Here is a 21,428-nt window from a genome sequence, read left to right as displayed (position 1 = left end):
GCGGTCTGCGCACTGAACAAGTTACCGAGATAGGAGGAATCCCATGCGCGCCCTGCGCATTGCCCCCGACACCACCGTCACGGAACTCGACCTGCCCGAGCCCGGCACGCACTCCGCGATCAGGGATCACATCGGAACGACCGGACCGGTTGATCAAGGGCTGTACCACCGGCGGGCCCTCCTGCACGTCCATGGCGACGGACACGGGACGGGACTCGAGCAGAACATCACCGCATGGGCTCTGGCGAGCGCCTGGCGAGGCATTGCCCTATACCCGATCTACGGGCCGGTCATCGTCACCGGACGCGCCCACGACGGGGGAGTAGCCACCTTGGACGACGACCTGGCCCAGCTCGCGCATGCGGTTGCGCAGACCGTCCGCGAAACACTGGGGGAGTGGCGCAACAGGCCGCCCGCGTCCAATGAGGCAGCTCTGAGCGAACTGCTCGCCTATGCGGCTCGGGACGTCGTCCCCGGCCAGTAGCGCGCACTGCACAGCCTTGCGCATCAGCGACTACAGGGCCTTGCGTACCGCCCTGCCCGAGCCGTTGAGGAGCTCGTTGATGAGCTGAGAAGTCTCCATCTCCAACGAGCAGTCCAAATCCCGGTTGACCTGTTGCACGCGGGTGATCGCGGTGTGCAGCCCGGAGCGGTTCCCGCCAGCGGCTTCAATTCGCATCCACGCCCGATAGAGGACCTCTGCTGTGGGGTCGGCGTCGAGGCCGGTCGCGACGGCCTGGCGTGCGGCGCTGAGGTCGTGGTGGGGGCCTGCGGGGATGCGGTAGGTGGCCACGGTGTGCGCGACGTCGATGATCCGCGTGATCATTTCCTGAGCGTAGGGCTCGGCCCAGGGCAGCGGCCGGCCGCCGAACGGCTTGCCCCGCACCAGAGCCAGTGCCTTCTCCAAGTCGGTCAGGCCGGACGGGCCCAGCGGCAGCGCGCGTTCGACGAGCTGGAGGAAACGGGTCCAGTCGCATCGCACGCCGGGAGCGAGCCGGTACGGGTCCTCACCCGCCTTGCGACGCGGCACGTAGAGGTTGCCGGATGGGTCGCCGCCCAGCGAGCTGCGCAGGCCCTGCATCCGCGCGTTGAGGGTGCTTGTCGACCACGGGCTGACGGGATCCATGTCGGCACACAGGACATCGGCGCTGCGCCCGGGCCGGAAGTACAGCAGGGCGGCGAGCTGTGCCATCCTCGGGCCGTGGCCGGTGCTGTCCACGCCCGTCACTTCAACCGGCCCCAGGACCCGGATCTCTGGGGCGTGCAGGTCGTGCGCCTCGCAATCGTCCGCCTCGGGCGCCGTGGGCTCCTCGACGGCGGCCGCCGGGGCGTCGGCCTCCGCGGCCTGTGCTGTGTCGGTGGAGTCGGCCTCGGCCTGGGGCGCTGGGGCCAAAGGCACGGCTGCTTCGGTGCCCGGGTCGGCTTCGTTGTCGGGTTCAGCCGGCGATGGGGCGGGGGAGATTAGACGGAGTCCGGACGGATCGGTGCTGGCGGCGAGCAGGGCCGGGAAGACCTCGCCGCTCACCTCCGTTTCTGCCGGCGGCGACGGGAGCGAGGCGGCGGCGGGCGTGATGGACTCCTCCGGCGCTGCCTGCGTGGGCTGCTGCATGCCCTCCAGCTCGTCCGGGACGTCCTGCCAGGGCCCCTCGGCCGGGTGGGGCGGCTGCCCGGACACTTTCAACGCGGTGGTGATCTGCAGGTAGGCGGCGTGCTCCAGGCGCTGCACGGTGATGTCGGTGCCGGCGTAGTCGAGGTGCTGCGGCTCGCTGAGAGAGGCGTTGAGGATCTCAGCCTCGGGGAAGCGGACGGCCGCGGTACTCGCCGGGGCGATCAGCGTGACGGGCACTGCCCCCGCCTTGTCGATGACGTCGGCGAACTGCCACGCGGTGTCCTCATCCAAGGAGGACGCGCACAGCAGTAGATACGGCTGGTGCTGGGTTTCGGGCATCTGGTGCGCTTCCAGCAGGCGTTCGCTCAGATCGCGCAGCGCGTGCGTGGCCTGGCGCATGTGGGCGATCCGCGCTGTGGGCAGCAGCTGAGGCAGATCCTCGCCGAACCCCACGGTGACGACCTCGACGTCGGACGCCCATGGGCTCATCCCGAGTTCCAGGGCGAGGGAGGTGCATACCTCGGTGATGTGGACCGGGTTGCCGTCCAGCAGCAGCGCGGGCAGCTGCGTGAGGTTGAGCAGCAGCAGGTCGCCCGCCTCGGTGCTGCCGATCGTGACCAGCCCTGGATACGGCGCCGGTACATCGCGGGCGGTCTCGTCGTCGAGGAGGGCGGCGTCGGCGGGCAGGATCCACCAGCCGTCCTGCCCGGAGGCGAAGGGGGCCATGGGGTCTTGGGCGAGGTCCTCGGGCAGCACGCTCAGCGCGCGGGTGCCGATCCGGGCGGCCCGGAGCGGCGGCAGGACCGCGTCCTCGTCCTGCTGGGTCGCGTGGTGGGCCAGGGTCCGCAGTGCCACGTCCAGGCGGGTAGCGCCGCTGGGTTCGGCGGCCGCCGCCAATTGGGCCTCGGCGGCCGAGGTCTCCGAGGCGATGGCGATCTTCTCGCCTGGCTTGCGGCGGCGGCGCTGCAGCGTCCTGCGCAGGGCCAGGGCGCCGGTGACGGCGGCCGCGAGCAGTGCGCCGGCGCCGAGCACGATGCGCAGGTTCAGCGGGCTGCTGCTGGCCGGGGTCGTCGCCGGGGTCGCGGGAGTGGTGGGGGACGGGGCAGCGGGCCCGGACGTTTCCTGCGCCGACGGGGAGGTTGCAGAGGGCGAGGCGCTGGGTTCGGGCTTGGCGGACGCTGGTGCGGACGGAGAGGCCTGATTCTGCCCGGGCTGCTCGGCAGGGCGAGTAGGCGGTGCGCTGGGCGCCGACGACTCGGGTGCCGCGGTTGTGGTCTGGCTGTGCGCGGGCGTTGGTGCATTGCTCGTGCCGTCGCCCGGCTTCTGCTTGCTGCCGGGATCCTGGGTGGCCGGAGGAGTGGTCTTCTGCTCGCCCGACTCCCCGCCCTCATCGCGGCCTTGGCCCGGTTGGTCGGGCCGGGCCTCGGGCACCGTGATCTGTTGCCCCGCGTAGATGACGTCGGGGTCGGTGATCGTGGGCAGGCCGTGCGGCTGCGGCTTGCCCCGGCTGGCATCGAACAACTGCGGCCAGTCGTCGCCGTCGCCGAGTTCCTTTTCCGCGATCTTCGACAGGTAGTCGCCTGAGTGGACCGTGACGACGTGCCCACCCTTGTCCTCGGCAGCGGGTGCGCTGTCACCCAGCTGTGTACGGACGCCTCCCGCAGCCGCGGTGGTCTCGGGCATCTGCAGGTGCCAGCCGGGCTGCAGAAAGCTGTTCGCGCGGAAGACGGTGCCGTCGGCCATGGTGTGGCCCTCGTTCAGGTGGGCGATCTCCCGCCACCGCTCTCCGTCCCCCAACTCCCGCTCGGCGATGCCCCACAGGCTCTCCGCGGGCCGCGTCTGGCGGACCGTGTAGGTCGTGCCAGTTGCTGCTGTGCTCGCTGCGGGCGTCGTACTCTGCTCGGACTTGGCGGCCTGCGGCGCCTGAGGCTGCCCGGGCACGCGGGCCGCCGTGGTGGCGGGGGCGGCCTGGGCGTCAGAGGCCAGAGCCGATCCCGTCGGCAGCAACACGATGATGCTGCCGATCAGGAGAGCCGCGGCGCGCTGCGAGGCGCCCATCCCGCGCGGGGCATGCCACGTACGGCCCCGCAGCTGCGCGAGCAGCTCGCGGACGGCGCAGAACGTGAACTGCGCCCACCCGATCCAGCCCACCGCGACGAGCAGCAGTAGGAACACGCTGCCGGTGTCCTGCCGGTCCAGCAGGTGCATGGCGTCGTCGTGGGTGGCAGCCCAGATGACCGGTGTGGCCCACACCAGCAGCAGCGGCAGCCCGACGACCGCGACCACCAGGACCAGCAGACTCAAGCCGGCCTTGAGGACCCGCGCCAGGGTGCGGCCAGCGGTTGCGGCGGAGGAGGGGGCGGTGCGCATCTAGTTTCCTTCTGGAGCCGTGACGCCATGCAGGAGGGTGGCTTTGCCATGGCCGGTCACCGACAGAGAGCCGATCCCCACCACCGACAAGAACTTCGTGTCGTACGAGCCAGTGACCGTGACGGTGAGCGTCTTTCCGTCGCCGGACACGCTGACCGTGCCGGTGGCACCGGCGGAGCGCAAGTAGGCCTGGGCTGCGGCGGATGCGGCTTGCGGATCCACGACGATCGCCCTGCCGTTGATCGCGTCGGTGGGATCGATGGCCTGCCCGCCTGCCCGCGCGGCTTCGCCGGCGATGTAGTCCGCGCGTTCGGTGGCGCGCATCTTGCTACCGCCGTCGACGGCGACGCCGATGATCCCGATCAGCGCGATGACGCACACGGCGACGAATACGGTGACGCCTCCTCGGTCGTCCAGCCGCGCTCGGCGCAGGCAGATCTGCTGGAAGATCATCAGTCACCCCGCTGCCGGTACTGGTCCACCACCGAGGTAGCCGTGGAAGTGAGCGTCTTGGCTCCTGGCACACCCGGAAGCAGAAGGTCGGACAGATTGACGGTGCAGGTCACGGTCACGGTGACCGTGCCGACCTGCCCCACCGGCACGCTGAGACCGCCAGTGTTGATGCTGACGGATGTCGACGCGCACTTGATGCCCTGATCGTTGAGGGACTCGGCAGCCGCCGACTGCGCGGCGCTCTGTGCGGCCGCCGCTGTGCGGTGGATGGACGCCTCCCTGGCTGCGTCCTCCGCCGCGGAGTCGATCTTCGCGCCGGAGGTGACGATCCGGCCGCCGGCGATCGCCAGACACAGAAACATGATCAGGGCAGGGAGGACGATCGCCGCCTCGATCGCGGCGCTGCCCTCATCACTGCGTAGTCGGCGTGCCCAACGGGCCATGGATCCCACGTGATTCACTCCCCCGGGACGGTCCAGCGCTCCACGGGGCCGGACGCCGACTGCGTGACCTGCAGGCCCGGCACACCCGGGATCATCGACAGGGCCGTGCCGGACACCTGGACCCGCGCACGCTGCCCGTCGCTGCTCGCGGAGACGCTGTAGCCGCTCAGGCTGTCACCCGCGGTGCGGCCCAGGACGTTGCGTGCCTGGGCCGCACCGTCGGCCGGGCTCGACTGGTAGGCCCGGGCGGCGCTGACGCCCTCACGGGCAGCGGTCAGAGCGATCTGCCGGGCGTAGTACCACATGGAGGCCTGTATGACGGCGACCGTGGCGAGCAGCACGAACGGGAAAACGATCGCCATCTGGATGGATGTGTCACCGCGGTCGTCGCGCCATCTTCGCCCCTGCCACCAGTTGGCCAGCCGCGCGGGAGGCTTCATCACAGCCCGCTGAGCTTGCCGTTGTACTTGGCGATCACGACGGCGATGGTCCCGGCGATCAGAACGGCACCGGTGACGGCGGCCACCCAGATGATGACCGTCGTGGTGCTGATGTCGCCGCGGTCCGGGCGACGGGCGGCCTCCTGAAGGCCCTCCTGCACGCGCGTGCTCAGCCGAAGGACCGCACCGTTGGCGCGCGCCCAGGCACGCGCCCCCCGGCGGCCACGCCCAGGTCCGCTCGATGCGGTGAGCGGGCCGGTGTGCGGTTGCGTGGTCGCCCGGAGCACAGCACGGCGGGTGCGGGCTGCGGTGTGCTTCATGTTCCTTTGCCTCTCTGGAGCGTTGAACGAGTCGAAGTGGTCTTTAGACGGTCAGCATGCGGATCACTGCGGGGAACGCCATCAGCAGCATCACCAGGACGGCCAGCAGGGCTCCCGGCGCGGTCATCTTCTCGCTGGCTGCGTTCGCCTCCGCGGCCTGATCGGCCAGCAGTTCGGCGTTGAGCGCCGCGGTGCGGGCCCGCAGCGCCTTGTAGACGGCGGCACCGTCGGTAGCTGAGCCGCGCATGATGTCAGCGACGTCGTCCAGGATGGGCAGGTCGTACTCGTGGGCGAGCTCCGTGAGCGCTTGATACGGCGGGATCTTCTCCAACCGGGCCCTGCGCAGCGCGCCCTGCAAGTACAGGAAGGGCCAGCCCTCGCCGACCTCGGCAGCCTTCTCCAACGCCTCGGCGGGGCCGGCGTCGGCGGCCCGCTTGAGCGCGACCAGGTCCAGGTAGGCGGACAGGGCGTGAGCGAACTCCTCCCGCGCCCGCTTGGCCTGGTCCCGCACGGCGAGATCGGGCGTGATGAACAGCAGTCCTGCGACGATGAGTCCGACGCCGGCGGGCACGTAAAACGGCAGCCCCACGCCCGCGATGATCCACGGAATGGTGGCGATCATTGGACAGAGCAGACCCAGCGCGGCGAACGCGGTCTTCTTGAGCATGAACTGGCCCGGACCCTGCCCGAGCAGGGCCAGGTTCGTGGTGGGGACCTTCACACCCGGGAGCCGCTCGAGACGGGCCAGCAGCCACCGGCCCCACACCTCCTCGCGGTCCAGCTCCGGCTCGGGCATCGTCAACGCTGCCGGAGCACTGCGCTGGAGAGCCGGCCCCAATGCCGGCTGAGGCTGCAGGAGTTCCCGGATCAACAACGCGACTCCTGCGCCGACCGTGCCGCCGGTCACAACAACGGGGAACAGGTTCACGATGCGGCTCCGTCCGGTTCCCGGGCAGCGATCGGCACGTCCGGCTCCGGGGCAGGCGCGGGCAGTCGCACGGTGCTGGTCGGGTCAGTGATCAGGAAGCGCGGGATACGACGGAAATTGCCCAGCTGCCGCATCAAGGCCAGCACGCCGATGAACCCGGCGGTCAGGAAAGCGAGCACGAGCTGTCCGAGGAGGGTGGAGTACGGCTTCGTGTAGGACGGAACGAAGAATCCGGCTACCACGACGCCCACGGTGATGATGGTCATCCACCGCACCGTGGTGCGGGGCTTGGCCCGGTCCGCCTCGATGGCGCGCTTCTTGGCGACCTCCTCGCGGACGGTGCCCGAAAGGTCCTCGAGTGCCTGAGCCAGGCCTGGGCCGCGGTCGTTGACCGACAGGATGAGCGCGGCGACCACCTTGTCCGCGGTGACGTCGTCTAGTTCCTCGGCGAAGGCGCGAAGCGCTCCGTCGGGCCGCCACCCCAGGCGGAGCCGGTCGGACAGGTTGATGATCTGGGGGGCGAGTTCCTCCGGTGCTCCCTGACGGCTGGTGATCAGCGCCTGTTCCAGGCCCATGCCCAGCCTCAGTAGACCGGCCAGCCGCTGCGTCCACTCGCTGAGCGCCTCCAGCTGACCGATGCGCTCCTGCGCCATCTGCGCTGGAGTGATCAGCCAGGGCACGCCGATGACGGCCGCGCCGAGCAGCGCACCGCCGACGAAGTTCCCACTGATCAGCCACACGGCCGCGAAGACCACGACGGACGCGACCATGAGGGTCCGCCGCCGCAGCCGAGCGTCCTCGCTTCGATTTTTCCCACCACGCAGGGCCGTCTGCCAGCGCTTGAGCAGCGAAGCCCTGCGCGGCGCACTGGTGCCCATGACACCCGCCACGACACCGATCAGCCCGCCGACCACGGCCATGCCGCTGAGCAGGGCGAACAGCAGGATCACCGGCTCACCCGCACCTTCAGCGGCAGCGGTGCCGCCCAGGCGCCGTACGACTCCTGCAGCAGAGCCGAGTCGAAGCCGACGCGGCGCAGGTCATCGATGCAGCCCGGGTCCATCCTCGGCACCGCCCGCAGCTCCCCCCACTCCCGGCCGGGGGAGAAGACCTCATTGGTGGCTGGCCGGCCGTTCTCGCCGATCCCGGTCAGTTCCAGCACGTGGGAGACGTAGCGGTGCCGGCGGCCGCCGATCTGCGTCTCGTCCGTCATGTCGACGTACACGATGAAGTCCAGGCCGTTGGCGGTCTGCCGGTAGGCGAGTTGCTCGGACAGGTTCTCCTGGGCGAGCGCGTACAGTTCGGCGATCCGGTCGAAGATGATGTCCGGGCGACGCGCGTGGATGGTGCACAGGTTGCCGCCCGACCCGTTCGTCAACGCCTGCATCATGGCGACGACTTCAGGGCCGCGGACCTCGCCGACCACGATCCGCTCAAGCGACATCCGCAAAGCGGGATGCATCAGGTCCAGCAGCGTGACCTCACCCGCGCCGCGCCCGGTGACGTCCTTCTCTCCGTTGGACTCACGACCCACGAGAGACACGACCTGCTTGTGGTAACCGTTGGCGTGGGCGAACAGCTCGTCCTCGGTCTGGATGGTCGCGAACCGGCACTCCGGGTCGAACTCCTTGAGCATCGCTCGCATCAGCGTGGTCTTCCCGGCCTTCTGCTTCCCCGCGATCATGATGTTCTTCTCGGCGCGTACGGCGGCGCCGAGGAACTCGCGCAGGATCGGGTCGATGGTGCCCAGCCGGACGAGGTCGTCGAGATTCGCGTGGGAGACGCGGTGGCGACGAATAACTGCATACGTCATCGGCCCGAGCCCGGTGATGGCCTGGAGGCGGGAGCCGTCCTGCAGGGACAGGGCGAGGGTTGGGTTCGCGGTGGAGATGGTGCGCTCGCTGTGCCCGGAGCCCCGGGCCAACTCCCTCAGCAGCTCGAGCAGTTCCTCTTCGGAGTCAGCGATCGGGCCGACCCGGCGGCGTTCGCCGTCGCCGTAGTCGAGCCACACCTCGTGCGGGCCCTGGATGATGATGTCTTCAACCCTGTCATCGTCCAGGTACGGCTGGAGTCGGCCGGCCCGAAAGAGCAGGTCGTACACCGCGCGCCGCAGCGCCTCGTCTTCCTGCGGCGTCATCGCCTGCGCGTCCGACCACAGCGCGACCGCCTCGGCGATCCAGTTCAGGCACCGCTGCTCTTCGCTGGCCCGGTCCATATCGGGCTTGGTCTTGAGCAGTTCCTCACGTTGCTTGGCGACCTGGGAAGCAATCTCGCGGGCCACCCGGTAGTCGACGGTGATCTGAGGAACCGCCGTGCCGAGCACCTGCGTACTCGAGGCCGCACCGGCAGATGCTGGTACGCCGTTGGCCTGTTGCCACTCCCGGGGCAGCGGGGCCACCGTGGGGTCGGGGTGCAGCGGCCTAGCCTGCATGGGTCACCTCCCCGCCTGCTGCGCGCAGGCCGCGTGGATCGAGGCGGGCCCGGCGCATGGCGGCCCGTTGGAGAAGCAGAGTGCTTGACGTGCGGGCGGCCTTCATCAGAGGCGACTTGGTGAAGTGGCGTGGCTGTTCGGCGCCGTCGGACAGCACGCGGGCGTCTTTCGGCGCGTACGGCAGGGTGGCGATCACCGGTACCTGCAGAACGCGCTGCACCTCGCCTGCGGGATAAGGGCCCTCGTTGACCATCAGCACGCTGACGTCACCCACGCGCTCTTCCAGGGCGCGCACCCGGCCCTCAGCTGCTTGCAGGCAGCGCAGGGTGTTGCGGACCACTACAAAAGCGGCGTCGGCCTGCTCGGCCAGAACCCCGGAGGGCCCGTACGCCCCGCGGCGCCCGAGGTCGATCAGCACGTCGTGGCCGCTCTCGGCCTCGATACCGCGGAACATCTGCGCGAGGATCTTCCAAACCTGGCCGAGGCTCGCCGACTGCGAGGGATCGGTGATACCGGGCAGCAGCAGCCGGTCGCGCGGGGAGTCCTGCTTGCCGTCCTCGTTGCTCAGGTCGATCAGCTGCCGCCAGAAGGCTTCGCTGAACTCCCCTTTTCGAGCGGCGACCGAGAGGTTGCGCAGTCCGTACCGGTCTCCGAGTGTGCCCTGCAGAAGACCGTGCAGCACGGCTCCGCCGTCCGGGTCGCACTCGGCCAGGATCATCCGCCGGCCCGCCTCCAGCGGCCACGACAGCAGCAGGGCAAGAGCGCTCGTGGTCACGCCGGGTGCGCCGCTGCAGCCCGCGAGCGCGATGACAGCCATCAGCTGCCGTCCGGAGCAGCGAGGACCAGGCGCAGGGTGCCCGCGGCCTCCCACGCGGCGGCCGTGGGACCGTCGGAGGCGGTGGTGGCAACGTCGACGACCACGATTCCCGTACCCGGGGCGGCGCCGGACGCCTTCACGACCCGGCCGTCGATGGTCTGCGGCGTGGCGTCGGACGTCTTGCCGGTATCCGTCGTTCCCTGAACCGGCACGTGCACCAGCTTCACCTTCTGGCCCGGCACCAGAGCGGTGGCCGGGATCTGCTTGGGCTCCAGGCCGATCGGCACTAGTTGCTCGCCGGCCTTCACCAGCGAGTCCTTCGTCACCTGCGAGGGGGCCAGCAGGGAGCCGGGCTTGAGTTCCACGGCGGCCCGCTTGCCCACCACCGATTTCAGGTTGTCGGCGCGCACCGCCTTGACCGCCGGGTCCAGGGCGACAGATGCCTTGCCCAGGTCGTCCTGGGTGAGGACCTGGCCGACCTGGACGTCGCGGACCACCGTCACCACGTCGGTGCGGTTGCCGACCTGGAGCAGCAGGACGGCAACACCGGCGCCTCCGGCGGCGATCAGCGCCAGCGACAGGGCGATGACCCCCGGTCGTCGTCTGCGAGCCGAGACTCGGGGCGGGGCCACGGGCCCGGCCACGCGTCCCTGCGGGGGGACTCCGTTCGGAGCTGTGTCTACTTGGGTCTTGCTCACCGTTCTGTCCTTCCGGCGGCGTTACCTGACGACCTGTACTTCGCCGACCGCCACCTGCACGTTGGTCTGCCGGACCTCGGTGAGCTGGCCGGCCTGTCCGCCGCCCCGCCAGTTGATCGTCCACGTCGAGGTCGCGGTCACCGGGAACTTGCCGTTCTGGGCAGCCGCCGATGTCTTGGAGTACACGTGTCCGCAGGTCGGGGACTGAGCCATGCCCTCGGACGACGTGTAGGGGGTACCGGGGCCGGTGCAGGTCATGGAGACACCGTCGCCCATCGACCACACGATTTTCGACACCTCCGCGGTCGCGGTGACGGTGACTCCGCCTGCCGTGGCCGACGCGGTGTTCGGTCCATAGGTCGTGGCACTCTGGGTGACCCACATCCACATCGGGACACCCACCGTGTACTTCCCGGCCGCGCGCGGGCTGGCGATGTCCGGGCCGAGCAACGTCATGGAGTCCACCGCACGCTGAGCCAGCACCCGGGGGTCCACCTGCGGCACCGGAGGCTTCCCCAGCGGCACGACGACAAAACCGTCCGGGTTGTTCTGGCCGCCGTCCGTGCACCCGTAGAAGTACACGTCGCTCTTCTTGGGGTCGGCGCCCTTCCACCCCGGCCATGCGGCCGGAGGCTTCGGATCGACCTTCTGGTACTTGCACTCCAGCTTGCTGTCGCCGCTGCCGCTGCCTTGTGAGCTGCCCTCCTGCCCGCCGCTCCCGCCGGTTTTGTCACCGACGCCGACATCGACGCAGAACTTGATGACTTGGCACTTACCGCCGCCGACGTCAGGACCATCGCCAGCGTGTGCGACGCCTGCCGAGGCCAGGACGAGGGCGCCGGTAAGTGCAGCGAGGCGGCGGGCTAGCAGGCTTGCTCTTGAGCGGTCAACTTCGTGACCATCCACGTCTTCCCCCACATTTCAAGCGTTGCGGTGCTGACGTATTTGATGAGCCGCGTCGTGGGCAACGGGACCGGCTTCTTCGAGTCCTTGTCAGTCAGGATCCAGTGCGTCGTGTCGATGCAGTCCGTCACGGTGGCCGTGGGGATCTTGGCGGCGGTCACCTTCACGACCTTTGGATTGATCACTGGCTTGCCCGTGGTCACCTGTCCGGCCTTCCGCATGACCTCGAGGTCGTGCTCGATGTCGAACAGGGCTCGCAAGGTGGTGTTCTTCTTCAGGTCAGTGCCCGCCGAGGAGGCCTTGCCGTAGGCCTGGGTCTGCGCGTCCCACGAGCTCTGGTACGCCGCGAGGACGGCGGCGTCCTCGGCGTCGACAGTGGAACTGGGGGACGGCGAGACAGCCGTCGGGCTAGGGCTGGTCTTGGACGACGTGTTCGAGCCGCTGTCGCTGCACCCGGCCAGCGTCAGGAGACTGCCGGCGAGGAGCAAGGCAGTTGCGTGCTTCCGGGTGCGAACAGTGGCGCTCCTGTGCCCCGTGGAGCGTCGTTGTGTAGCTGTCACGTGGTCTCCCCGTACGACGCGGTGCGGTCGACCGCTGTCCTCGGCCTCCGACATGAGGCGGCCCAGAACCGCGGCCTGGTCCAGCTGCGGTAATGCGTTTGCGTGATCGCAAGGTTACGCATATGCCAGTCAACTTCCCAGCTCGATAGTTGAGTTCACTCGTATATCTCGGGACGTGCCCGGTCACTTTTGGAACCGGAAGTCGATTTGTAGGTCTGTCTCTTCACTCGTCACGTGCGCTAACTCCCTGCTTGGCCGGTAAGTTGAGACCATCCGCAACCTGGCCAACGACACACCACCGCGGAGGGATGCAGGGTTGCTTGAGTGCCACCCCGGGGAGCACGTCGAGCAGCACGGCCCCCTGAACCCTCCGCGCTGCGGATGCTCGCGGCTGGCCTGGCCGAGGCTCTGGCCGCGATCCACGATGCCGGGCTCGTCCACCGCGACCTCAAACCGGCGAACGTCCTGATCACCGACGACGGGCCCCGGATCATCGACTTCGGGATCGCCCGCTCGGACACCACCGACATCACCCTCACCACGCTCGGCGGCATCCTCGGCACACCCGGCTACATGTCGCCGGAACAGGCCACTGGCGAGGTCATCGGCCCGGCCAGCGACGTCTTCTCCCTCGGCGCCGTGCTGTACTACGCCGCCACGGGACGCGGCCCGTTCGGCCAGGGCACCGTCCCGGCGCTGCTGTACCAGGTGGTCCACGATGACCCCGATCTCACCCCGGTGCCGGACGCTCTGCGGCCGGCCCTGACGGCCTGCTTCCACAAGGAGCCCGAGCGCCGTCCGAATGCCGCAAATCTGCTGACCTTGCTGGAGAATCTGGAAGCCAGCGAGGCGGAGCTCCCGCAGGCACTGCGGGACGCCCCACGCGCCCAGGCCCTGATGTGGTGGCAGCAGCCCACCGTGACCGAGCCCTGGTCCGCACCGCTGCCCCCGGCGCAGCCCGTCCATATCGCGCCTCCTGGCGAGAAGCCCGCCTGGTCGTCGGTGGGCGACACCGAGTCCGACCCGGTGGCGCCCGCCTTCGCGACGGGCGCGCAAGATGTCGAGGAATGCCGTGCCGAGCAGCGTGAGGCCGAGCGAGGACCTGCGCCCGGGCCCCGTGTCGACGCCGTGGTGGTCGGTGATGTCGTCGAGCACACCCGGTTCGGCATCGGCACCGTCCTGGAGGTGCAGGGCACCGGCCGCACCGCGGTCGCCGTGGTGTCCTTCGGCGCACGGAGGAACACCGTGCGTCTGCTGATACGCCAGGCCCCCATGCGCAAGGTCGAGGCCTGACCGCGGGTCCCGCGACAGCGGGCGGCGCACAGCCTGGTCCGCGGACGAGTCCTGGCGGTCGTCGCCTCGCAGGGCACCGCAGCGCCGCGTCACAACTCGGTCCAGGGGCGCGGCTCGCCACTTGTAAGAGGCAGCCACACGTTGCCGGTGGGCTCCTGACGTTCGAGGTCCTCCAGGACCGCCGCGCCCAGCGGCACCTCGCGGGCCAGCTCAGCCACGAGCGGGTGGTGAGCGACCATGGCTTTGAGGTCGTTGATCCGGTTGTCCATCGCCTGCCTGCCGGCGCTGGTCAGCACGAAGAGGATCCGGGGGAATACCGGGTACCAGCGCAGCCATCCGGGGCTGCCCGCCTGTCGGCGTCGCCCGACGGGCTGCGGCTCGTACGACCACAGACGGGCGTACTCGATCAGTTTCGCGGCCAGCCGCTCGGCCCCCATCGTGGCCCGGTCGACCTCGACGAACGCCCTCAGTTTCCGCCGCTGCTGGCCGTCGATGAGGGTGTAGTGCATGACCGCGTCGGCCACGACCCTCTCTCCGTCGCCGATCGCATGGAACACCTCCGGGGTCCAGTCCAGGTGTCCGTGCTCGTCGCCGCGGCGGCGGGCATCGGCGACGAACGTCAGGTGCGTCCGCAGGACGGTCAGGGTATGTGGGGTCTTCAGCGAGGCGGCCGTCGCCGTGGTGATCGGATATGGCGGGCGGCCCCGCAGCGCGGGCCAGTCCCGAGTGAGTCGGGCGCCCTTCGGCGTGAGGTACCAGACCCGGGTGCGGTGGGACTGGGGAAGCACGGCGAAGTCGACCAGGCGCTCGTCGAGCAGGTCGTTCAGGCGCTCCGAGACCGACTGGCGGGAGCGGTCGGGCCGCAGCAGGACGTGCAGCTGGCCGGTGGAGGCCATGCGGTGCTGGGCGAGCGTGGCCAGGAGCTGATGCGCGAGCGGTTCCACGGGGCTGGGCGTGAAGCCTGCCGTGGTGCGGTCCGTCGGCTGGGCAGTGGTCAGGTCCATTCGTTTTCCTTCGAGAGGTGGACAGCAGCGCCGGCAGGGGAGTGCGCGGCGAGGAAGGCGGCGACGCGGCCGAGCTGCTTTGCGGCGCGGTCGGTGAGCTGGTCCAGCGGGAGTGCTCCGGCGTTCGCCTGCGCGGCTCGCTCCAGCATGGGGACTTCCCGCGGGCGGGCCTGGGCGGCGAAGACGTCGTCGAGATGCGGACCGCGCAGCTGGACGGGCCCGATGCGCCGGCCGTGCACGTTCATGGAGACGTAGTGCTCGAACCGGTCCATGGTGGCGACCCGGTCGGGGCTGGGGCTGTCGCCCCACTCCGCGGTGATCGGTGCCACCGCCGACTTCGAGCCGGCGGTGGTGGCCAGGGTGGACGCGTTCTGCACCAGGGACAGCCGCACTGCGGCAGGCAGGCGGGCAAGTAGCTGGGTCATGCCGTGGATGTGGCACCGGTACTTGCGTAGATCCTCGAACATCGCGGCGATGGTCTCCGGGGCCGCGCCCGTCAGCGTGATCAGCTCGTCGAAGTACGGGCGGAACGGCACCCGCTTCTCCTCGGGTGTGTCCCGCCGGGAGCGGGCGGCCCGCAGCAGGTCGCGGGCCAGCAGCGCGGTCAGGAGGCGGTCGGTGGGCCCGTTGCCGCCCGGGCACACCCACACGATCATCTTGGAGTCCATGGCCGCGCGGATGTTGTAGACCCCGACCGGCTGGCCGAGGAACGCGCGGGTGACCGGGTTGGCGGCCAGGCGGGCGATCGGGTTGAGGACCACGGCGAATGCGTCGGTCGGCAGGGTCGGGAAGACCGCCTGCCACCAGGAGCGGGTCTCCTCATCCAGGTGGCCCGCCACCGTCGTGAGTGCTGCCTTGCGGAAGGCGGCGTCGGTGAGCAGGGCCCGTACGTGGAAGATCGTGGCCTGGTCCTCGGGCCGGCCGACCCGGCAGGCCGCCTCGTTGACCGCGACCAGGACGGCGAGCGCGGCGGTGAGGATGGTGAGTGCGCGCGGCGCGGTCGCGTCGTCCCAGGCCAATGCGGAGGCGTAGGCGTCGGCGATCGCCTCGACGACCTCGTGCGCCGTCTGGCCCTGGTGCATGGCGAGCGGATTCCACGAACTGACCCGCGGATTGGGACCAAGACCGCCCAGGTCGATCAGTGCGATCCGCGGCATCAGGGTGTCGTGCGCCAGGAACGTGGTGGCCCGCGGCCAGGAGTCGCGGTGCGGGTCGACGAAGATCAGCCCGCCGCCCGCGTGCGCCCAGCCGATCGCCTGCGCCAGGGCCCGCTCGGTCTTGCCGCCGCCGGCCTTGCCGACCCCCACCTCGAACAGGGTCTCCTCGGCGTAGGTGGCGACCAGCCGCTCGCGGCCGTCCGGGCCCCGGTAGATGCCCTGCAGCAGCAACCCGGGCTCGCCGAAGGCGAAGGTCGGCAGGTCTCCTGCGAGCACCGGCAGGCGGCAATGCGCGGTCGGGGGCTTGAGCAGCCCGGTCAACTCATCCAGCCGGACCCAGTTCGCGCGGGGCGGCTGGCAGTGCCCCAGATTCCAGCGGCGCTCGAAGCCGCGCCGTGTGGGCCAGTGATCGGCGCCGATCCGCCAAGGGCCCAGCCTCCAGCCGCGCATGGCCCACCGGGAGCGGCCGCCGAACACGTCGAACGCAGCCTGGAGCTGGGCGAGCCTCGCCTGGGCACGGCCCTCGGTGTTCGAGGCGCACATCACCAGCAGCTGCACGCGGACCAGGTGGTCGTCCTCGGCGAGCTTGCCCAGCGCATCGGCCGGCTCCACCCGGCGCGGGACCGGCGGCATCACCAGCCGCCGGCTGTTGCCCGAGCCAGGACGGTCACTGAGAAGCTGCTGCAACTGAAAACCCAGGGAGTCCTCGATCCCGCTGGCGTCCCGCCGCAGCCAGCGCGCGGCCCGCTGGGACTCCCGGCGCTCAGACCGGCGCGCGGCGCTCATCAGCTGCAGGCGACGCGCACGCAGTGCCCACTTCGGGGCGCGCTGGATGTCGAGCCGGACCTCGGCGAGGTCGCCCAGTTCGGCGCGCAGATCGGCCACGGCGTCGACCAGCGGCTGGAGCGGGTCGGGGCTGAGGGGCACCACGCGCAGCGGAGAAGTGAGTTTGCCGCGCAGGATGAACTCGGCGCGCACGGTGTGAGGCCGGGGCTCGTCGATGACCGGCCGGGCCCTGGTGACGGTGATGTCCGGCCCGAACGGGGTGATGGACAGCAGCCGTTCACCACCCGCCGGGCCCTCGATGCGGTAGCGCAACGGCGCACTGCCGTCCGCGCGCAGCCGGATCTGCACAGTCTTCGCCCGGCGGGGCGCCCACCAGGGCATGGCTGTGGACGCGCGGGCGAGCTGGACACCACGCCGGAAGATCTCCTCCAGGCTGGGGTCGAAGTGCCGGTTGGAGACGAGCTCCAAGGCCATCCGCTCGGCCGAAGCCCTGGCCGCGAGCCGGCGTACCACCATCTCGCCCACGCCCCAGCACACGGCAACGGCAGCCGCGAGCACGTACCAGTGGCCGTAGAGCCAGTCGGCGGCGTCGACCAGGCTGGTGACCAGGCCGAGTACCTGACCACCAGCCGTGTCAGGGGCCTGGTCCTTCAGGTACGGGGCTGCGGAGTCCACGTCGCTGCTCCCTTCTTCGAAGTTGTTCGGGTGAAATGCCAGTCGGCGATGCGGAGATCCGTGAAGGTGCCGCCTCGGTCCACGCCGGCCCACACCAGATGGACCACCGCCTTGTCCGGGCCGCCGTCACGGCGGGCGATCGCGGCCTGAATACGAAAGCGAGAAGCGGCGAACGCCGGGGCCACCTGGTCCGAGTCGGGAAAGACATCCGGCCACTTCGCGCGGCCGACTCCGGTGGCGTCCGCGCGCAGCAGCGCACGGCCGTCAGCGAGCAACTCCCTTTCATCGGTGGCGGAAAGGTCGGCGGGCCAGGCCGCCTGAAGCGACCGCTGGATCACCTGGTCGCCGGCCACGCCCTCGCCATGCGGCGGAAGAGCGGACTCAAGGGCCGACGGCGGAGCAGGCGTCGAGGAGGGACTCGTGTGGGCGGTCGGGTGGGCAGACACAGCGGCCGCAGCGGGCGACGATGACCAACCTGTTGTCCCGTGCGAGGCCGGAGACGTCGCCCGGGCCGGTGGCTCCTGACCATGCGGCACGCCCAGCAGGGCGATACCGGCGACGGCGAACATGACGGTGCTCAGCAACAGCAGACGCGGTGAGCGTGGAGTGGTGGTCACAACAGCCGTGCTCCCCCCGCAAAGCCCGACATGGCGCCTACCGAGTCCAGCCGGACGACGGTGCCCGGGCGGGCCGCGTTGATCATTTGACCGCTGCCGACGTAGATCCCGACGTGGTAGATCGTGGAATCATGTCCGGGGGCGTAGGCGAAAAAGACGAGGTCACCCGGCTTCAGGGCACCGGCGCCGAGGCTGGCCGGCAGACGCTGGCCGACGCCGGCTTGCTCGGCTGCGGTCCGCGGCAACTGCATGCCGACCTTGGCGTACACGTAGCTCGTCAGGCCCGAGCAGTCGAAGCCCCTGATGCTGGCGCCGCTCTTCCCGCTGCGTGTGCAGCACGATCCGTACGACGGTCCGCTCGCGTTGCCGCCGCCCCACGAGTAGGGCACCCCCCGCTGGGACAGGGCCGCGTCGAGCACCGTGCGAGCCTTGCCGGAGAGGTTCTTCAAGCCAGGGTCTTTGGCGGCCGCCGTGTACTGGTCGATCCAGCCGGTCACTTCGGCGACGTACTCGCTGGAGTGGTTGTACTGCAGAATGGCGGCCCGCAGCTGGGAACTCTCGGTCAGGTCACGGCCGCCTCCGCACAGGTAGACGGCCGCTCCCAGGGCGGCGTCGTCGGCGTTGTGCGGGTCGGCGACATGATCGCCGTTGCCGTCCTTGCCGACGCTCTCCCAGGTTGAGGGCAGGAACTGGAAAGGGCCTACGGCCCGCTCACCGGTCGCGGTGCCGTCCCATTTGCCGCCGTCGCTGTTTGGGACGACGGTGGTGTTGCCGCCCTGGCCGGAGCCATTGAGGAGCACTCCGTAGATCTTTGGGCGGATGTCACCGCCCGCGGCGATGTTGTGGCCGATGGCGTGGTTGGACTCGACCTTCGCGATCCCGGCGAGAATGGGCCAGCGCATGCCCTGGCACTTCGGCACGTATTTCCCGACCTGCTGGACGGCCTTCTTGTAGGCGGTCAGCATCCGGGGAGGGATGTCAGAGGCGCTGCCGCCCTCGGCGATGCCCCCGTCGTCCTGCGCACCCGTCTTCAGGGCGACGTATGCGCTGATCGCGTTCCCCACCGGGGCGGCACAGCACACAGCTGCGAACATCAGCAGTGCCACCATGCATCCCCACCGCCTGAAGCGGCGTCCAGGCGGCGTCACTCGTCCTCACCGTCCTCATCCCACCGGCGGGCCCGCTGCTGGCGCCGGCGTTCTGCGTCCGGCGCGGTCCGCCGCATCAGCTCCTGCATCCGGGCCCGCGCCTCCTCGTGCGCCCGGTTCCGCGCGCCCCCACCACCGGGAAGCACGGGCCCGCCGAGATCCGGCCGAGGCAGCGGCACAGGGCCATCCCGGCGCGGGTGCTGTGCCGGGGGCGAAGTTGCCGCAGGATCGCCCGCCGGCCGAGTGGGCCGTGCGGGGGCGGGGGCCGGACGGCCGGTGGGCGCGGGCCTCGGCGGAGCGGCCGGGCGGGGGGCAGGGGCCGCAGTGGCTGTGGTCGGCAGGCGGCGGCTGACGAACGGACCGGGGCCGCCCCTGTCGTCGTTTTCCCGCAGGACCCGGGCCACGTGGCGCCCTGTGTCCTGCCAGGCCCGGCCGTCCTCGCGGACGGTGTTGCCCCATACCCGCACCTGCTGGCGAGCGTCCTGGGAGTAGCGCGAGCCACCCGCCCGCGCGCGGCGGGCGCCTGCCGGCAGACCTGCGGTCGCCCCGTACGCAACCCGGCCGCCCCTGTGCAGGATGCGGTAGCCGCGGAAGCGGACCAGCCGGTTATGGGCCCGGGTGGACAACAGTGTGCGGTCGCTGTTCTGGTCGTGCAGGACCTGGCCGGTGTTGCGGTCGACGACCTGACCCTCGTCGTTGCGGTACCGGTCAGACGGACCTCCGGGCCGCCGCGGACCGGAGCCGCCTGAACCACCACCGCTCCCTCCGCCCGACGGGCCGCCCGGGTTCGGGTCCCCGCCGGCCGTGGGCTTGCGCCACTTGGCCAACTGCTCCCTGTCCGGGCGCTTGCCGATCAGCAGCCAGTGCGCGCCCTTCCCGCCCAGCCGCACTCCCAGGCCACCCACGGCCGCGGCCGCGGTCAGCGGGGCCAGGCCACGCCCGGCTTCGGCGGTGGCATCAGCAAGGATGCCGCCGGTGTCCACCGGCATGCCCGCGCCGTCGAAGAGTGAGGTGAGCGCGCCCATCAGCCGCTGCCGGGTGCCGAGCATCCCGAACCTGCCTTCGCCCCCGCCGGTGAAGGCGCGCAGCCCTGCGCCGTATCCGCCCATGGCAGCGGGGGAGTTCATGGCGAGCGCGGCGCCGAGCTCGGAGGTGTCGCCGGGCATGTGGGTGCCGCCGACCTTGGCGTAGCGCATGCGCATGGCCATCCGCCGGCCGAAGGAGGTGATGGATGCAAGGAGTCTGCGGTGCCCGGCGGCGCCGGCGATGGCGAGGACATCGATGAGCAAGATCCGCTCCACCATCAGGTCGGGCCCGTTGGTGATGGTGGCGTCGACGGCGATCCCGAAGAACGGGATAAACGCGCAGATTGCGACCACGGCCAGAACCGCGATGCCCCACAGGGACAGCCACTTCCACACGCTCTGGCGTGCGGGACCGGGCAGCATCCCGGCGACGAAGGTGACACCGCCCGCGGCCGCGGCCGCCACGCAGACACCCTGAGTGCCCAGCAGCACGATCGCGCTGGAGAGCAGCATGCCGCAGATGAACAGTGCCGCGATGAGCAGCAAGGCGGCGCCGCCGACCCGCCACCAGGTCGGCTTCTCCGCGTACGCGGCACAGGACTTTCCGACCGGGCCGGCTCTCTTCATATCGGAGAGAAAGGCGGCGAAGGCCTGGTCCTCGTCGGTGACGACCGCGTTCGGGGCGTTCAGCAGGTCGTCGCCCGATGTCAGGGATGGCAGGGTGTCCCTGACGGGCAGACCTTGGTCCTTTTCGCAGTACTTCTTGGCATCACCGTGGATCAGGCTGCAGGCGTCTTTGGCCTTCTTCCTCTGCTCGCAGGTGGACTGCATAGGCGGCGCGAGCGAGTCGCAGTTGCCGTTCGCAATGTCCCGGTCGGGGCTGTACCAGCCGGTGATCCATTTCAGGTGGACGGCGTAGGCCTTGGCATCGGACGGCTTGGACGGGTCGAGGATGCGCCCGTATTCCAGCAGCATGTACGGCTTGACGATCAGCGCGTTGGTGATCGAGTCCTGCAGGGGGCGGGCTACGTCCTCGGCGGTGACCGGCTTTTCGCTCTCTCGCTGTTCGCACTTGATCTCGGCGTTGCCGGCCATGCCGTCACAGGGGCTCTTGCTGCCGATCTTCCCGCCCCAGTTGTAGGAGTTGACGGACTGCTGGGCGACATCGGCGGCCACCTGCTGGGTCTGGCCCAGCGGGCCGTCCTTGGCGAGCAGGTAGTCGGGACGGACGAACGCGGACGCCGCGAACGCCGCGATGAGCAGCGTCAGGAAGATCTCGCCCAGACCACGGCCGACACGACCCCGCACGATCATGAAACCGGCGAAGACGAACGCCCAGGCCAGCAGCAGGCCTTTCAACCCCAGAGTGTCGACGACGATGTGGTTGTAGGTGTCGGCGACCTGCTGGGCCGGACGGGTCAGGATCTTCAGCAGCGGGAACCGCAAGGCCATCTCGATGGCCCACCCGGCCAGCCCGACCAGCAGCCGGATCAGCGTGAACAGCCCTGACAGCGCGAACGCCAGAGCCTGGGACTTGAAGGCGACGATGGAGCCACCTGAAGCGTCCAGCTCGTAGGAGTTGATCGGCACCCCCTCGGAGGAGGTGATGTTCAGCGGAGCGAGCAGGTCCCCCGTCTCGCTGCTGCTGCTGGCCGCGTACACCACCTGGGTGTTGACCACCAGGAACACCCCGGTGAGCAGCACCACGAATCCGGCCGAGCGCAGGGTGCCGCGGTCTGGACGAAACATCG

General features: G+C 70.1%; 19 protein-coding genes. 2 read left to right on the top strand and 17 right to left on the bottom strand.

All coding sequences use genetic code 11. The features are described 5' to 3' along the window. The first annotated feature begins 43 nt into the window (after nucleotides 1-43). Nucleotides 44-484 (top strand): hypothetical protein, encoded by a 441-nt coding sequence (locus A6P39_RS42120; protein WP_275884226.1) that lies wholly within the window; start codon nucleotides 44-46, stop codon nucleotides 482-484. 30 nt (nucleotides 485-514) lie between these two features. Here A6P39_RS42120 and A6P39_RS42115 read toward each other — a convergent pair whose 3' ends face one another. The 12 genes from A6P39_RS42115 to A6P39_RS42060 form a co-directional block, all read right to left on the bottom strand. After that, nucleotides 515-3,979, bottom strand: a complete 3,465-nt coding sequence (locus A6P39_RS42115) for a LysM peptidoglycan-binding domain-containing protein (protein WP_275884225.1) — start codon at nucleotides 3,977-3,979, stop codon at nucleotides 515-517. Further along, on the bottom strand, nucleotides 3,980-4,432 hold the full coding sequence (locus A6P39_RS42110) for a TadE/TadG family type IV pilus assembly protein (RefSeq protein ID WP_275884224.1): 453 nt from the start codon (nucleotides 4,430-4,432) through the stop codon (nucleotides 3,980-3,982). Then, entirely contained in the window at nucleotides 4,432-4,875 is a 444-nt protein-coding gene (locus A6P39_RS42105; protein ID WP_275884223.1) for a TadE/TadG family type IV pilus assembly protein, read from the bottom strand. Before A6P39_RS42105 ends, A6P39_RS42110 begins: the two co-directional genes overlap by 1 nt. Nucleotides 4,876-4,889: 14 nt before the next feature. Further along, a complete protein-coding gene (locus A6P39_RS42100; protein ID WP_275884222.1) occupies nucleotides 4,890-5,315 on the bottom strand; it encodes a TadE/TadG family type IV pilus assembly protein in 426 nt (141 codons plus the stop codon). Next, nucleotides 5,315-5,635, bottom strand: coding sequence for a hypothetical protein (locus tag A6P39_RS42095; RefSeq protein ID WP_275884420.1), 321 nt, complete (start codon nucleotides 5,633-5,635; stop codon nucleotides 5,315-5,317). Before A6P39_RS42095 ends, A6P39_RS42100 begins: the two co-directional genes overlap by 1 nt. Before the next feature lie 43 nt (nucleotides 5,636-5,678). Further along, the gene (locus A6P39_RS42090; RefSeq protein WP_275884221.1) at nucleotides 5,679-6,563 is read right to left on the bottom strand and encodes a type II secretion system F family protein; all 885 of its coding nucleotides are present in this window, start codon (nucleotides 6,561-6,563) and stop codon (nucleotides 5,679-5,681) included. Then, nucleotides 6,560-7,513: a type II secretion system F family protein gene (locus tag A6P39_RS42085; protein ID WP_275884220.1), complete on the bottom strand. Its 954-nt coding sequence runs from the start codon at nucleotides 7,511-7,513 to the stop codon at nucleotides 6,560-6,562. The genes A6P39_RS42090 and A6P39_RS42085 overlap by 4 nt, the downstream gene beginning before the upstream one ends. Beyond that, nucleotides 7,510-8,994 carry a CpaF family protein gene (locus tag A6P39_RS42080; protein WP_275884219.1) on the bottom strand — a complete coding sequence of 495 codons (1,485 nt, stop codon included), beginning with the start codon at nucleotides 8,992-8,994 and terminating at the stop codon, nucleotides 7,510-7,512. Before A6P39_RS42080 ends, A6P39_RS42085 begins: the two co-directional genes overlap by 4 nt. Beyond that, a complete protein-coding gene (locus A6P39_RS42075; protein ID WP_275884218.1) occupies nucleotides 8,984-9,811 on the bottom strand; it encodes a hypothetical protein in 828 nt (275 codons plus the stop codon). Before A6P39_RS42075 ends, A6P39_RS42080 begins: the two co-directional genes overlap by 11 nt. Continuing rightward, nucleotides 9,811-10,443, bottom strand: coding sequence for an SAF domain-containing protein (locus A6P39_RS42070; RefSeq protein WP_275884217.1), 633 nt, complete (start codon nucleotides 10,441-10,443; stop codon nucleotides 9,811-9,813). The genes A6P39_RS42075 and A6P39_RS42070 overlap by 1 nt, the downstream gene beginning before the upstream one ends. Nucleotides 10,444-10,530: 87 nt before the next feature. Continuing rightward, entirely contained in the window at nucleotides 10,531-11,091 is a 561-nt protein-coding gene (locus A6P39_RS42065) for an ATP/GTP-binding protein (protein WP_275884216.1), read from the bottom strand. Nucleotides 11,092-11,372: 281 nt separating this feature from the next. Continuing rightward, nucleotides 11,373-11,900, bottom strand: a complete 528-nt coding sequence (locus tag A6P39_RS42060) for a hypothetical protein (RefSeq protein WP_275884215.1) — start codon at nucleotides 11,898-11,900, stop codon at nucleotides 11,373-11,375. A 453-nt stretch (nucleotides 11,901-12,353) separates the two neighbouring features. Between A6P39_RS42060 and A6P39_RS42055 the strand changes: the two genes are divergently transcribed. Continuing rightward, nucleotides 12,354-13,265 (top strand): serine/threonine-protein kinase, encoded by a 912-nt coding sequence (locus A6P39_RS42055; protein WP_331454224.1) that lies wholly within the window; start codon nucleotides 12,354-12,356, stop codon nucleotides 13,263-13,265. Nucleotides 13,266-13,354: 89 nt separating this feature from the next. On the opposite strand, the gene A6P39_RS42050 is transcribed toward A6P39_RS42055, so the two are convergent. The 5 genes from A6P39_RS42050 to A6P39_RS42030 all read right to left on the bottom strand — a co-directional run bounded on the left by A6P39_RS42050 (nucleotide 13,355) and on the right by A6P39_RS42030 (nucleotide 21,426). Next, nucleotides 13,355-14,269: a replication-relaxation family protein gene (locus A6P39_RS42050; RefSeq protein WP_275884214.1), complete on the bottom strand. Its 915-nt coding sequence runs from the start codon at nucleotides 14,267-14,269 to the stop codon at nucleotides 13,355-13,357. Then, nucleotides 14,260-16,887 (bottom strand): ATP/GTP-binding protein, encoded by a 2,628-nt coding sequence (locus A6P39_RS42045; RefSeq protein WP_275884213.1) that lies wholly within the window; start codon nucleotides 16,885-16,887, stop codon nucleotides 14,260-14,262. Before A6P39_RS42045 ends, A6P39_RS42050 begins: the two co-directional genes overlap by 10 nt. Next, nucleotides 16,863-17,240, bottom strand: a complete 378-nt coding sequence (locus tag A6P39_RS42040) for a hypothetical protein (RefSeq protein WP_275884212.1) — start codon at nucleotides 17,238-17,240, stop codon at nucleotides 16,863-16,865. Before A6P39_RS42040 ends, A6P39_RS42045 begins: the two co-directional genes overlap by 25 nt. 260 nt (nucleotides 17,241-17,500) lie before the next feature. After that, on the bottom strand, nucleotides 17,501-18,613 hold the full coding sequence (locus A6P39_RS42035) for a C40 family peptidase (RefSeq protein ID WP_275884211.1): 1,113 nt from the start codon (nucleotides 18,611-18,613) through the stop codon (nucleotides 17,501-17,503). Nucleotides 18,614-18,648: 35 nt separating this feature from the next. Next, the gene (locus A6P39_RS42030) at nucleotides 18,649-21,426 is read right to left on the bottom strand and encodes a hypothetical protein (RefSeq protein WP_275884210.1); all 2,778 of its coding nucleotides are present in this window, start codon (nucleotides 21,424-21,426) and stop codon (nucleotides 18,649-18,651) included. Between the last annotated feature and the right edge of the window lie 2 nt (nucleotides 21,427-21,428).

Origin of the sequence: Streptomyces sp. FXJ1.172, from assembly GCF_001636945.3 — a bacterium.
In the GTDB taxonomy this organism is placed as follows: Bacteria; Actinomycetota; Actinomycetes; order Streptomycetales; family Streptomycetaceae; genus Streptomyces.
This window is presented reverse-complemented; position numbering and strand designations above follow the sequence as displayed.

Bases quoted from the DNA above. Each gene is read 5' to 3' on its own strand.
- A6P39_RS42110 (WP_275884224.1), bottom strand. From the start codon at position 4,432: ATGATCTTCCAGCAGATCTGCCTGCGCCGAGCGCGGCTGGACGACCGA.
- A6P39_RS42055 (WP_331454224.1), top strand. From the start codon at position 12,354: ATGCTCGCGGCTGGCCTGGCCGAGGCTCTGGCCGCGATCCACGATGCC.
- A6P39_RS42100 (WP_275884222.1), bottom strand. From the start codon at position 5,315: ATGAAGCCTCCCGCGCGGCTGGCCAACTGGTGGCAGGGGCGAAGATGG.
- A6P39_RS42080 (WP_275884219.1), bottom strand. From the start codon at position 8,994: ATGCAGGCTAGGCCGCTGCACCCCGACCCCACGGTGGCCCCGCTGCCC.
- A6P39_RS42120 (WP_275884226.1), top strand. From the start codon at position 44: ATGCGCGCCCTGCGCATTGCCCCCGACACCACCGTCACGGAACTCGAC.
- A6P39_RS42035 (WP_275884211.1), bottom strand. From the start codon at position 18,613: ATGGTGGCACTGCTGATGTTCGCAGCTGTGTGCTGTGCCGCCCCGGTG.
- A6P39_RS42115 (WP_275884225.1), bottom strand. From the start codon at position 3,979: ATGCGCACCGCCCCCTCCTCCGCCGCAACCGCTGGCCGCACCCTGGCG.
- A6P39_RS42050 (WP_275884214.1), bottom strand. From the start codon at position 14,269: ATGGACCTGACCACTGCCCAGCCGACGGACCGCACCACGGCAGGCTTC.
- A6P39_RS42075 (WP_275884218.1), bottom strand. From the start codon at position 9,811: ATGGCTGTCATCGCGCTCGCGGGCTGCAGCGGCGCACCCGGCGTGACC.
- A6P39_RS42105 (WP_275884223.1), bottom strand. From the start codon at position 4,875: ATGGCCCGTTGGGCACGCCGACTACGCAGTGATGAGGGCAGCGCCGCG.
- A6P39_RS42095 (WP_275884420.1), bottom strand. From the start codon at position 5,635: ATGAAGCACACCGCAGCCCGCACCCGCCGTGCTGTGCTCCGGGCGACC.
- A6P39_RS42030 (WP_275884210.1), bottom strand. From the start codon at position 21,426: ATGTTTCGTCCAGACCGCGGCACCCTGCGCTCGGCCGGATTCGTGGTG.